The sequence below is a fragment of the Burkholderia sp. JP2-270 genome (assembly GCF_003233675.1).
Lineage (GTDB): Bacteria > Pseudomonadota > Gammaproteobacteria > Burkholderiales > Burkholderiaceae > Burkholderia > Burkholderia pyrrocinia_C.
Genome location: NZ_CP029825.1, coordinates 1486390 through 1499293 on the forward strand (window position 1 = coordinate 1486390; position 12904 = coordinate 1499293).

The window sequence follows — 12904 nt, forward strand, 5'->3', positions numbered from 1 at the left end:
ACTCACTCATTAATATCGACGATGCATCGATGATTAGCGCGATGCTTCGCCCTGCCTGAAACCGTCCTGCCTTCCGTCGTGCGGCGCACGCACCGCCTATGCCGTCGCGACGGCCACCCCTTTCGTCACATCGTTCGTCTCACGCTCACACCGCGTGCAGCACAGCCCACAACGCACGAAACCCGGCCTCCCGGTACGCATCGGCCCGCGCCGGATCGCGCGCGACCGACTCCATCGCCGTTTCCGCGATCGACGTAAACAGCGCCGCGCAGAACGCGTGCGCTTCGTCGGCCGTCAACCCGCGCGACGCGACGATCTGCTCCCGCAGCAGCGAGCGGATCGTGCCGAAGCCTTCGGCACCGGCCGCGCGATGCGCGTCGTCTATGCGCCCGCTCACGCCGAGCTGCTGCAGCGCGCGCCGCCCGTCCGGATTCGCGACGCCCCACGACACATAGCCGTTCCACGCGTGCCGCACGGCCTGTTCGGCCGGCGCGCCTTCCGGAAAACCGGCCATCATCGCTTCGCGCATGTCGGCCTTCAGGCTCAGGTACAGCGCGTTCAGCAACGCATCCTTGGTCTCGAAGTACGTGAACACCGTGCCTTCCGCCACGCCGGCGAGCCGCGCAATGCGCGCGGTCGTCGCGGTCGCGCCGTCCTCGGCAAGCGCGCGGGCTGCGGCGGCGAGGATGGCTTCGTGCTTGTCGGGACTGCGCGGTCGGGCCACGTTCGATTCCTTTAATGAGTGAGCGCTCAATCATAATCAAGCCGTTCAGCGGAATGCAAGCCCTGTTACATGTTGGGGGAACGCACACGCAATCCATCAAAACCGTGCACTATTATCGTTTTGCCGTACCGGTGTCGGCCATCCGGCACCCGATGCCTTCGACGTTCGTTTCACGTTCCCCGTTTCAAACCGCGAACCACTCATGACGAATCAGCCTACCCAGACCGCGGCCGACCGGCCCGTCGACATGATCATCTTCGGCGGCGGCGGCGACCTGGCCGCCCGCAAGCTGTTGCCCGCGCTGTACATGGCGCACCTGCACTGCAACCTTCCGCCCGACACGCGCATCATCGCCGTCGGCCGCCGCGACTGGGGCATCGACGGCTATCGCAAGTTCATGGACGAGCAGTCGCGCCCGTTCATCGACGAGAAGGCGTTCAACGCCGACGCATGGAGCCGTTTCCTCGACCTGTTCAAGTACGTGCTGATCGACGTGAACGCGCCGGACGACTACCTGCGGCTCGCCGAAGCGGCGCGCGGCGACGCGATCCGCGTGTTCTACCTGTCGACGTCGCCGGAGCTGTTCACGACGATCTGCGACAACCTGTCGGCCGCGCACCTCGTCGACGCGCGCTCGCGCGTCGTCCTCGAAAAGCCGCTGGGCCACGATCTCGCGTCCGCGAAGGCGATCAACGATGCGGTCGGCAAGCACTTCGAGGAATCGCAGATCTATCGGATCGACCACTATCTCGGCAAGGAAACCGTGCAGAACCTGATGGTGCTGCGCTTCGGCAACCCGATCTTCGGGCCGCTGTGGCAGGCGCCGAACATCCGCAGCGTGCAGATCACGGTCGCGGAAACGGTCGGCGTCGGCAGCCGCGCGGGCTTCTACGACCATACCGGCGCGCTGCGCGACATGGTGCAGAACCACCTGCTGCAGCTGCTGTGCATCGTCGCGATGGAGCCGCCCGTGTCGCTCGACCCGGACGCGGTGCGCGACGAGAAGCTGAAGGTGCTGCGCTCGCTGCGGCCGATGGCGCTGTCGGACGTCGCGCGCGATACGGTGCGCGGCCAGTACACGGCCGGCGCGGTCGACGGCCAGCCGGTCAAGGGCTATCTCGAGGAAGACAACGTGCCGGCGGACAGCCGCGCGGAAACCTTCGTCGCGCTGCGCGCGCACATCAACAACTGGCGCTGGGCGAACGTGCCGTTCTTCCTGCGCACGGGCAAGCGTCTGCAGCGCCGCCAGTCGGAAATCGTGATCGAGTTCGCGGACATGCCGTTCTCGATCATCCCGACCGGCCCGCGCCATTACGGCAACCGCCTCGTAATCCAGCTCCAGCCGGAAGAATCGATCCAGTTGCAGATGCTCGCGAAGGAACCGGGCAGCGGCATGAACATGGTGCCCGTGAGCCTGAACCTCGACCTGCAGCAGGCAATTCCGGAACGGCGCGCGGAAGCGTACGAGCGGCTGCTGATCGACGTGATCCGCGGCCGCCTCACGCACTTCATGCGCCGCGACGAGCTCGAAGCCGCATGGTCGTGGGTCGAGCCGATCCTCGACGGCTGGAAGCAGCTCGGCGACCGGCCGCGCCTGTATACGTCCGGCACGTTCGGGCCCGCGGCCTCGTCGGCGCTGCTCGCGCGCGACGGCATGTCCTGGTCCGAAGAAGCGTAACCGCAGCACGACGGCGTGCCGCCGCGCGGCACGCCGGGCCAATCGGGGCGTATGCCCGCCCCGTCTTCCCCGCCTTCCCCCGCAAGCCGCCCGCCATCGCTAGCGCGGCTCCAGCCACGCGGCCTTGCGCCGGGCCGGCGCATCGCTGCCGCTGCCACCGCCGCCCAGCACCTCGATCATGTAATCGACGAACGACGCGATCCGCGACGAAATCGCGGTATTGCGGTAGTACACCGCATGGATCGGCTGCTCGACGTCGAGCGTCTGGCGCGTGAGCACCTGCACGAGCCGCCCCGCTTCGCGATCCTGCGCGGTCATGAAATCCGACAGGCAGACGATGCCCGCGCCGTCCAGCGCGAGCTGCCGCAGCGTCTCGCCGCTCGACGACCAGATGCCCGGCTCGATGCGGCACGGCTCGCCGTCGGTGCCGAGGATCGGCCACACGTTCAGCGATTCGGGCTGCGTGAAGCCGAGCAGCGTGTGCTTGTCGAGATCCTCGACCTTGCGCGGCTGGCCGTGCGCTTCGACATACGCGGGGCTCGCGAGGATGCGTAGCCGGCTGTTGCCGATGCGCCGGCTGTGCAGCGTCGAATCCTTCAGGCGGCCGATCCGGATCGCGACGTCGGTGCGCCGCTCCAGCAGGTCGATGATCCCTTCGTTGCTGTTCAGCTCCAGTTCGACTTTCGGGAAGCGTTCGCGGTAGCCGCGCACGAGCGGCACGATCACGTGCAGCATGAACGGCGTCGCGGCATCGACGCGCAGGCGCCCCGACGGCATCTCGCGCCGCGCGAGCATCTGCTCCTCCGCGTTCTCGACCGACTCGATGATCGCGCGCGCGTCCTGCAGGAACGCGCGCCCTTCCTCGGTCAGTTCGAGCCGCCGCGTGGTCCGGCGCAGCAGCGTGGTCTTCAGCTTTTCCTCGAGCCGCGCGAGCGTGCGGCTCGCCGCCGAAACCGTGAGGTCGAGCTGCTGCGCGGCAGCGGTGATCGAACCGGTGTCGACCACGGCGGCAAAGGCCTGGAGTTCGTCGAGCGTGATTTTCATTGTTGATCTGAAATCAAAACAATTTGGTTTATAGACCAGTTTTTCCGCAAAAGTAAAGGCGGCACACTGCGATCCATCCTTACTGGAACCAGGATCCCATCATGCCACTCGCCCTGCTTGCGCTGACCATCAGCGCGTTTGCCATCGGCACGACCGAATTCGTGATCGTCGGGCTGATCCCGACGATCGGCGCCGACCTCGGCGTCAGCCTGCCGTCGGCCGGGCTGCTCGTCAGCCTGTACGCGCTGAGCGTCGCCATCGGCGCGCCGCTCCTGACCGCGCTCACCGGCCGCGTGCCGCGCAAGACGCTGCTCGCCGCGCTGATGGCGCTGTTCACCGTCGGCAACCTCGTCGCATGGCAGGCGCCCGGCTACGAATCGCTGATCGTCGCGCGCATCCTCACCGGCCTCGCGCACGGCGTGTTCTTCTCGGTCGGCTCGATCATCGCCACCACGCTCGTGCCGAAGGACAAGGCGGCCAGCGCGATCGCGACGATGTTCAGCGGGATGACCGTGGCGTTCGTCGCCGGCATTCCGCTCGGCACCTTCATCGGCCAGCACTTCGGCTGGCGTGCGACGTTCCTGATCGTGGCGCTGTTCGGCCTCGTCGCGTTCCTTGGCGCGGTCGCATTCGTGCCGCGCGCTCTGCCGCAAACGCCGCCGGCGCCGCTCGCCCGCCAGCTGCGCGTGCTCGCGCAGCCGCGCCTGCTGCTCGTCTATGCGATGACGGCCGTCGGCTACGGCGGCTCGCTGATCGCGTTCACGTACATGGCGCCGCTGCTCGAACAGATCGCCGGCTTCACGCCGTCGCAGGTGAGCCTCGTGCTCGTCGGCTATGGCGTGTCGGTCGCGTTCGGCAACGTATGGGGCGGCAAGCTCGCGGACGCCGTCGGCCCCGTGAAGGCGCTCAAGCGAATCTTCCTGCTGCTCGCGATCGTGCTGCTCGCGCTGACCTTCACGATCCACGTCAAATGGCTCGCGGTGCTGACGATGCTCGCGTGGGGCGCGGTCGCGTTCGGCAACGTGCCGGGGCTGCAGGTGTACGTCGTCAAGCAGGCGCGCCACTTCGCGCCGGACGCCACGGACGTCGCATCGGGCTTCAACATCGCCGCGTTCAACCTCGGCGTCGCCGGCGGCTCGTCGCTCGGCGGCCTGATCGTCGCGAACGTCGGCCTCGGCCACACGCCGTGGATCGCCGCGGTGGTCACGCTCGGCGCGTTCGCGCTCACCGCGCTGAGCGGCCGTCTCGACCGCCACCAAGGGCTGCCGGCACGCACGGCAGAACCCGTCGAACTCGCCCATTGAACGTCACACCTTTTTGCAGGAGCTGATCAGCATGAACGCATCGACCCGACGTCCGCCGTTCGCCGGCAAGACATTCGAAGTCCGTTACGACGGCCTCGCCGCGCTCAACGCGTATGACGAGGACGGCCGCCACATGCGCTACGAGATCACCGAAGGCGCATACGCCGGCGCGAAGGGCGAAGTCGCCTGCACGTGGCAGCACATCGCCGGCGAGACCTACGCGATCTCGTGGCAGGAAGCCGACCGCGCGACGGTCGTGCACATCGACGATTTCGCCGCCGGCACGTCGCGCTCGTTCTTCACCGCGTCGTCGCTCGATTTCTACCGGCTCGAAGGCAGCCTGCGCGCGGTCTGAACGGAGCCCGACCATGTCCACTTCACTCGACAAACTCGCCGACGGCGGCTTCAGCGTCGGCATCGAACTGCCGCTCGACAACGACTGGTCGCCGGCCGGCGACGCGAAGCGCCAGCATGACGGCCGCAGCCCCGGCGTACCCGACCTGGAAATCCACGCGGAGCTCGCGCAACTGGCCGACACGCTCGGCTTCCGCGCGCTCTGGGTACGCGACGTGCCGGTGTACGACCCGTCGTTCGGCGACGCCGCGCAGGTGTTCGAAACGTTCGCGTATCTCGGCTACCTCGCCGGCATCACGCGCGACATCCTGCTCGGCACGGCGGCCGTCGTGCTGCCGCTGCGCGAACCGCTGCTGACGCTGAAATCGGCCGCGACGATCCAGGAACTGAGCGGCGGCCGACTGCTGCTCGGCGTCGCGAGCGGCGACCGGCCGGTCGAATATCCGCTGTTCGGCCGCGACTTCGCATCGCGCGGCGCGAATTTCCGCGACCAGATCGCGCTGCTGCGCGACGGCGCGCGCGTGCACCTGCCGCCCGGCCTCGACGTGCTGCCGGCCGCCCGTTCGCCGGTGCCGCTGCTCGTCGCTGGCCTCGCACAGCAGACGCCCGCATGGATCGGCGAGCACATGGACGGCTGCCTCGCGTATCCGGGCACGCCGGCCGACCACGCGCAGCGCGCCGCGAACTGGCGTGCCGTGGCAGGCGACAAGCCGTATGTGAGCTTCATCCACCTCGACCTCGCGGAAGACCAGCACGAACCGCTGCAGCGGCACCGCTTCGGCGCCCGCGCAGGACGCATCGCGCTGACCGAAGAACTCGCTGCGATGCGCGACGCCGGCGTGCGGCACATCGGCCTGCATTTCCGCCGCAACCGCCGTCCGCTCGACGAGACGATGGCCGAGATCGCATCGGACGTGCTGCCGGCGTTCCATGCGAATGCGAACGCGAGCGCGCAAACGCGCGTCGCATAAGGCCGGCAACGGCCCTCAGCGGGCCCGGCTCACAACCGATATTTGAATTCAAATCAAATATTTTTGACCTCTAAAGGCGTTTATCTCATCAGTCTCAAACGCCAGAATGACTCGCATACCGCAACGGTTCCCCTTCTCCCAGGAGCACACGATGAGCAAGATTCCCGCATTCGGCCTCGGCACCTTCCGCCTGCAAGGCCAGGTCGTCATCGACTCGGTCCGCAACGGCCTCGAGGTCGGCTACCGCGCGATCGACACCGCGCAGATCTACGGCAACGAAGCCGAAGTCGGCGAAGCGATCGCCGCATCGGGCGTGCGCCGCGAAGACCTGTTCCTGACCACCAAGATCTGGGTCGACAACTACGCGCCGGACAAGCTCGTGCTGAGCCTCGAAGAGAGCCTGCGCAAGCTGCGCACCGACCATGTCGACCTGACGCTGATCCACTGGCCGGCCCCGGACAACGGCGTGTCGATCGACGCGTTCATGACCGCGCTGGCCGATGCGAAGGCAAAGGGCCTCACGCGCCAGATCGGCATCTCGAACTTCAACATCGAACTGACGAAGGAAGCGATCGCGGCCGTCGGCAAGGATGCGATCGCGACCAACCAGATCGAACTGAGCCCGTACCTGCAGAACCGCAAGCTCGTCGAATTCCTGAACGGCGAAGGCATCCACGTGACGTCGTACATGACGCTCGCGTACGGCAAGGTGCTCGGCGACCCGGTGATCGGCGCGATCGCGCAACGTCGCCACGCGACGCCCGCACAGGTCGCTCTCGCGTGGGCGCTGCAGCTCGGCTACTCGGTGATTCCGTCGTCGACGAAGCGCGAGAACCTCGCGAGCAACCTGCTCGCGCAGACGCTGCGCCTGACCGACGAAGACATGGCGCAGATCGCCGCGCTTGACCGCAACGGCCGCGAAGTCGACCCGGCCGGCCTCGCGCCGAAGTGGGACTAAGCGCGCCGCCCCCCTCAATCGACCCGTCCGCTGCCAGCCGGCCGCGGCACCGACAGGAATTCACCATGACCCAGGACCCGCTTTTCCAACCGCTGCGACTCGGCACGCTGACGCTGCCGAACCGCATCGTGATGCCGCCGATGACGCGTTCGCGCGCAAGCCAGCCCGGCGACGAAGCCAACGAACTGATGGCCGCGTATTACGCGCAGCGCGCGAGCGCGGGCCTGATCGTCAGCGAAGGCACCTATATCGCGCCGCTCGGCAAGGGCTACGCGTGGACGCCCGGCATTCACACGCCGTCGCAGGTCGCCGGCTGGCGCAAGGTGACGGACGCCGTGCATGCCGCGCACGGCCGCATGTTCGCGCAGCTGTGGCACGTCGGCCGGCTGAGCCACACGAGCCTGCTCGGCGGCCGGCAACCCGTGTCGTCGTCGCCGATCCAGGCGAAGGGCGTGAACGTGTTCATCGCCGGTGAAGACGGCAGCACGCCGGGTTTCGTGCAGGCGTCCGAGCCGCGCGCGCTGACGGTCGACGAGATCCGCGAGATCGTCGGCCAGTACCGCGCCGCCGCGCGCCACGCGATCGAAGCCGGCTTCGACGGCGTCGAGCTGCACGGCGCGAACGGCTATCTCGTGAACCAGTTCATCGACTCGAACGCGAATACGCGCACCGACGCGTATGGCGGCTCGCTGGAAAACCGGCTGCGCTTCCTGCGCGAAGTCGCACAGGCGCTGATCGAAGGCACCGGCGACGCGTCACGCGTCGGCATCCGCCTCGCGCCACTGACGACGCTGAACGGCTGCGTCGACGACGATCCGGAAACGACCTACCTCGCCGCCGCGAAGCTGCTCGGCGAACTCGGCGTCGGCTACCTGCACATCGCGGAAGCCGACTGGGACGACGCGCCGCTGATGCCGGTCGAATTCAAGCGGCAACTGCGCGCCGCGTACCCGGGCGTGCTGATCTACGCCGGTGCGTACACCGCCGAGCGCGCGCGCGAGGCGATCGCCGCCGGCTGGGCCGACCTCGTCGCATTCGGCCGCCCGTTCGTCGCGAACCCCGACCTGCCCGAGCGCCTGCGCACCGGCGCTGCGCTCACGCCGCACGACCGCAACACGCTGTTCGGCGGCGGCGCACAGGGCCTGACGGACTACCCGACCCTCGCGCAAGCCGCCGCGTGAACGATCCGCAGGAATCCGACATGAGAATCACGCTCCCTTCCCGCCTGGGTTTCGGCACTGCGCCGCTGGGCAACATGTATCGGGACATCCCGAACCAAGAAGCACTGGCCACGGTCGACGCGGCCTGGGAAAGCGGCATCCGCTACTTCGACGCCGCGCCGCTGTATGGCGCGGGCCTCGCCGAGCTGCGCCTCGGCGAAGCGCTCGCCGGCCGTCCGCGCGACGAATATTCGCTCGGCACGAAGGTCGGCCGGCTGGTCCTCGACGAACACGAGGACGCGTCGCAACGCGATCTCGGCGAGAAGGGCGGCCTGTTCCGCCACGGCCTGCCGAACAAGATCGTCTACGACTACACCGAGGACGGCACGCTGCGCTCGATCGAAGCGAGCCTCGAGCGGCTGCGCACCGACCGGCTCGACACCGTGTGGATCCACGATCCGGCCATCGACTTCCACGGCGAGCGCTGGCTCGACGTGTTCGACGTCGCGATGTCGGGCGCGGCCAGGGCGCTCACGCGGCTGCGCGACGAAAAGGTCATCAAGGGCTGGGGCCTCGGCGTGAACCGCGTCGAGCCGTGCGAGCTCGCACTCGAACGCTCGGATCCCGACGGCTTCCTGCTCGCCGGCCGCTACACACTGCTCGACCATGCGGGCGCGCTCGAACGGCTGATGCCGGAAAGCGTCGCGCGCGGGCTCGGCATCATCGTCGGCGGTCCGTACAATTCCGGTGTGCTCGCCGGCGGCACCCACTTCGAGTATCAGCCGGCGACGCAGGACATGCTCGATCGCGTCGCGCGCATCCGGCAGATCGTCGAACGCTTCGGTGTGGACGTCCGCGCGGTGGCGCTGCAGTTCGCGCTCGCGCACCCGGCCGTCGCGGCCGTGATCCCCGGCGCGAGCCGGCCCGATCGCATCGACGAGAACCTGCGGCTGGCCGCGGCGCCAATTCCGTCCGAACTGTGGGACGCGCTGAAGGCCGAGCGCCTGATCGCAGAACACGCGCCGACGCCGGCCGGCGCGGCCTGAGCCGCTTCCGCGCGACCGCCGCGACGAGCGGCCGCGCACATCCCTTCCGTCACAATCGCGGCAACTATCGCCGCGATTGCCATTTCCGAATTGCAGCCTGCGCAATCGGCGTCTAGCGTTTACGGGATCGACTCCGCACGACCGTCATCCGACCTGAAATCCATTTAATCAGTTTTCCTATCTTTGATGAATGGAAGCATGAAATCGTCCGCGCCATCGTTACGGTTGCGACGTGATCAGCGTATCCGCATCGACAACTCGACATCGCCGCCGAACGGCACCGACAGATAGCCGTTTTCCGGTGCGCGCACATAAGCGAGGTAGTCGGGGCTGTATTCCGCGTTGTCGGCAACGACGAACGCACCCGCCCCAAGCCGCGGTTCGACCAGCGCGAGTATCTCGGGATACAGCGCCTTCGCACCGTCGAGCAGCAGCAGATCGACCGTATCCGGAAGATCGGCGGCCAGCGTGCGCAGCGCATCGCCTTCGCGAATCTCCACGAGATCGGCGAGCCTGGCGGCCGTCAGGTTCGCCCGCGCGCGTACGACCTTCGACGGCTCGAACTCGCTCGTGATCAGCCGGCCGCCGCCGTTGTCGCGCAGCGCGGCCGCGAGATGCAGCGTCGAAATGCCGAACGACGTGCCGAATTCGACGATCGCCCGCGCGCCGCGGCTGCGCGCGAGCATGTATAACAGCGTGCCCGTGTCGCGCGATACGGCGAGCGGGTAGTCCTTCAGGCGCGCATAGAAATCGGTGTAGTCGGTCTTGCTGCGCATCAGCCGCGCGTGCTCGTCGTGCGACAGGTCGGCAAAGTCCGGGCTCGTCGCGGGCGACGACGCGTCGGCCTCGTCGAACAGGCGCTCCAGCAGCGAGGCAAGCGGATCGAGAATCAGGGTGGTCATGCGAATCTCCGGTATCGGGTTGAGTGCGTCGTTGCACCCGATTAGAATATGACGAACTATTCAGGTTTTACTATTCGCATTGGCAGACCGCTCATGACCGACCGCCGAAACACCCGGATCGCCACGCGCAAACAGCCCCAGCAGGCCCGCTCGACGCGTCTCGTCGAAGACGTCCTTCAGGCCGCTGTTCAGGTTTTGGCAAGCGAAGGCGCGCAGCGCTTCACGATGGCGCGCGTCGCCGAGCGCGCCGGCGTGAGCGTCGGCTCGTTGTACCAGTACTTCCCGAACAAGGCGGCCGTGCTGTTCCGGCTGCAGCACGACGAATGGCGGCAGACGTCCGAGATGCTGTGCGGAATACTGCAAGACACGCAGAAGACGCCGCCCGAGCGGCTGCGCACTGCCGTCCACGCGTTCATCCGTTCGGAATGCGACGAGGCGCGCATGCGCATCGCGCTCGACGACGCCGCGCCGCTCTATCGCGACGCGCCCGAGGCGCAGGAAGTGAAGGCCGAGGGCAACCGGATCTTCAGCGCGTTCATGCGCGAAGCGCTGCCCGACGTGTCCGACACCACCCATGCGCTCGCGTGCGAGCTGATCAAGACGACGCTCACGACGGGCGGCAAAGCGTTCTCCGAAACCGAGCGCACACCGGCAGAAATCGAAGCCTATTCGGTCGCGATGTCCGACATGTTCTGCGCGTATCTCGAGCAGCTCGCGCACAGCTGACGCATGGAAGGACGCAAGAAGCACATGGTCACGGCAACCGTATCGTCCGGATGCAGGTTGCGCGCGCCCGCGAATCGCGTCACGCACACCCATTTCCACCGGCCGTCGCGGCAGCAATGAAAGATATTTGCAATATTCGAGGCACCTCCCGCTTCAACCCTGCCCGCCGACCCCGCATTCAAATAGTCGCCTTAACGGATTCGAACTAGGCGTATACACGCGTTCCGGCACGACGAAGCCCCGTTTCACGCCGATATAAGCGCTGCGACATGCGCTGCATGCTCTTCCCCCAATGGGACGTGATGGGCGGTTCGCCTAACCTTCGCTACGGCAAAGCACACGTGACGGGGTCGACCATACCGCGCGTCGTACGACGCGACACGCTCGCGATCGTTTCGATTCGCGCGTAACGACACGGATCGCGCGCCATTCGTCCCCACGACGTTGCCGACAATTCCAACCAGATTCGAGACACCCTGACGACGGCTCGCTACGGGCCGTTTCAGCATGCTGATAAAGGAGCAAGCTCATGAGTGATACCCCGGTGCAGCCGACGGTCGGCGTCGGCGCGGAAGAAACTGACTTTGGCACCACGGGAGTCATCGACCGGTACTTCGGCATTTCGTCGCGCGGCAGCACGCAGCGCCGCGAAATCATCGCGGGCGTGACCACGTTCCTCGCGATGGTCTATTCCGTATTCGTCGTGCCCGGCATGTTCGGCAAGGCCGGCTTCGACACGAGCGCCGTGTTCGTCGCGGTCTGCCTGACCACCGCGTTCGGCTCGCTGCTGATGGGTCTATGGGCGAAGCTGCCGATCGCGATCGGCTGCGCGATCTCGCTGACCGCGTTCACCGCGTTCGGCCTCGTGCTCGGCAAGGGGCTGCATCCGACGGTCGCGCTCGGCGCCGTGTTCCTGATGGGCCTCGTGTTCACGGGCATCTCGGTCACCGGCGTGCGCTCGTGGATCCTGCGCAACCTGCCCGCGGGCGTCGCGCACGGCACCGGCATCGGCATCGGCCTGTTCCTGCTGCTGATCGCGTCGAACGACGTCGGCCTCGTGATCAAGAACCCGGGCGCCGGCCTGCCGGTTTCGCTCGGCCAGATCACCGCGCTCCCGGTCATCATGTCGGTCGTCGGCCTCGCCGCGATCTTCGGCCTCGAAAAGCGTCGCGTGCCGGGCGGCATCCTGCTCGTCGTGATCGCGATCTCGGTATTCGGCCTCGTGTTCGACCCGGCCGTGAAGTACCACGGCATCTTCGCGCTGCCGTCGCTGAGCGCGCCGGGCCACGCGTCGCTGATCGGTGCGATGGACATCAAGGGCGCGCTGTCGATGGCCGTGCTGCCGAGCGTGCTGGCGCTGGTGATGACCGCCGTGTTCGACGCGACCGGCACGATCCGCGCGGTCGCGGGGCAGGCCGGCCAGCTCGACGAGAACGGCCGCATCATCAACGGCGGCCGCGCGCTGACCGCCGATTCGATCAGCTCGATCTTCTCCGGCTTCCTCGGCGGCGCGCCGGCGGCGGCCTACATCGAGTCGAGCGTCGGCGTGGCCGCCGGCGCGAAGACGGGCCTCGCGGCGGCCGTGGTCGGCCTGCTGTTTCTCGTCGTGATGTTCTTCTCGCCGCTCGCGGGCCTCGTGCCGTCGTACGCCACGGCACCCGCGCTGATGTACGTCGGCCTGCTGATGCTCGGCAGCGTGAGCAAGCTGCACATGGACGACATGGTCGACGCGATGTCGGGCCTCGTGTGCGCGGTGTTCATCGTGCTGACCGCGAACATCGTGACGGGCATCATGCTCGGCTTCTCGACGCTCGTGATCGGCCGCATCGCGAGCGGTGAATTCCGCAAGCTCAACGTCGGCACCGTGCTGATCGCGGCCGCGCTCGTCACGTTCTATCTCGGCGGCTGGGCGATCTGACCGCGGATCGTGCGCGACGTCGCCGGTAGAAAGACGGCGCGCATCGGGACGACAACGTCTCCTCCACCATCATCGTTGATGGCCTCCCGGCCTGGGAACGCGAGTTTCCAGGCTTTTTT

At 67.3% G+C, this 12904-nt stretch carries 12 protein-coding genes; 9 read left to right on the forward strand and 3 right to left on the reverse strand.

What is annotated here, in order from left to right; genetic code table 11:
* Positions 1 to 145: 145 nt before the first annotated feature.
* Positions 146 to 724 carry a TetR/AcrR family transcriptional regulator gene (locus DM992_RS24565; RefSeq protein WP_111019009.1) on the reverse strand — a complete coding sequence of 193 codons (579 nt, stop codon included), beginning with the start codon at positions 722 to 724 and terminating at the stop codon, positions 146 to 148.
* 202 nt (positions 725 to 926) lie between these two features.
* Between DM992_RS24565 and zwf the strand changes: the two genes are divergently transcribed.
* The gene (gene zwf, locus DM992_RS24570) at positions 927 to 2402 is read left to right on the forward strand and encodes a glucose-6-phosphate dehydrogenase (protein ID WP_111019010.1); all 1476 of its coding nucleotides are present in this window, start codon (positions 927 to 929) and stop codon (positions 2400 to 2402) included.
* Positions 2403 to 2501: 99 nt separating this feature from the next.
* Here zwf and DM992_RS24575 read toward each other — a convergent pair whose 3' ends face one another.
* Positions 2502 to 3446, reverse strand: coding sequence for a LysR family transcriptional regulator (locus tag DM992_RS24575; RefSeq protein ID WP_111019011.1), 945 nt, complete (start codon positions 3444 to 3446; stop codon positions 2502 to 2504).
* Between the two features lie 101 nt (positions 3447 to 3547).
* Between DM992_RS24575 and DM992_RS24580 the strand changes: the two genes are divergently transcribed.
* From DM992_RS24580 to DM992_RS24605, 6 genes are all read left to right on the forward strand, one after another.
* Positions 3548 to 4750: an MFS transporter gene (locus DM992_RS24580; RefSeq protein WP_072440232.1), complete on the forward strand. Its 1203-nt coding sequence runs from the start codon at positions 3548 to 3550 to the stop codon at positions 4748 to 4750.
* Between the two features lie 31 nt (positions 4751 to 4781).
* Complete coding sequence (locus tag DM992_RS24585; RefSeq protein ID WP_111020379.1) at positions 4782 to 5105, forward strand: adenylate cyclase; 324 nt, start codon at positions 4782 to 4784, stop codon at positions 5103 to 5105.
* Positions 5106 to 5118: 13 nt separating this feature from the next.
* Positions 5119 to 6075, forward strand: a complete 957-nt coding sequence (locus DM992_RS24590; protein WP_111019012.1) for an LLM class oxidoreductase — start codon at positions 5119 to 5121, stop codon at positions 6073 to 6075.
* A gap of 151 nt (positions 6076 to 6226) precedes the next feature.
* Positions 6227 to 7033 carry a 2,5-didehydrogluconate reductase DkgB gene (dkgB, locus tag DM992_RS24595; protein WP_111019013.1) on the forward strand — a complete coding sequence of 269 codons (807 nt, stop codon included), beginning with the start codon at positions 6227 to 6229 and terminating at the stop codon, positions 7031 to 7033.
* A 65-nt stretch (positions 7034 to 7098) separates the two neighbouring features.
* A complete protein-coding gene (locus DM992_RS24600; protein WP_111019014.1) occupies positions 7099 to 8214 on the forward strand; it encodes an alkene reductase in 1116 nt (371 codons plus the stop codon).
* A gap of 20 nt (positions 8215 to 8234) precedes the next feature.
* Positions 8235 to 9239, forward strand: coding sequence for an aldo/keto reductase (locus tag DM992_RS24605; RefSeq protein ID WP_111020380.1), 1005 nt, complete (start codon positions 8235 to 8237; stop codon positions 9237 to 9239).
* Positions 9240 to 9475: 236 nt separating this feature from the next.
* Here DM992_RS24605 and DM992_RS24610 read toward each other — a convergent pair whose 3' ends face one another.
* Complete coding sequence (locus DM992_RS24610; RefSeq protein WP_111019015.1) at positions 9476 to 10141, reverse strand: class I SAM-dependent methyltransferase; 666 nt, start codon at positions 10139 to 10141, stop codon at positions 9476 to 9478.
* Between the two features lie 48 nt (positions 10142 to 10189).
* Between DM992_RS24610 and DM992_RS24615 the strand changes: the two genes are divergently transcribed.
* Entirely contained in the window at positions 10190 to 10867 is a 678-nt protein-coding gene (locus tag DM992_RS24615) for a TetR family transcriptional regulator (protein WP_111019016.1), read from the forward strand.
* 529 nt (positions 10868 to 11396) lie between these two features.
* Positions 11397 to 12785 (forward strand): NCS2 family permease, encoded by a 1389-nt coding sequence (locus tag DM992_RS24620; protein ID WP_111019017.1) that lies wholly within the window; start codon positions 11397 to 11399, stop codon positions 12783 to 12785.
* Positions 12786 to 12904: the final 119 nt, after the last annotated feature.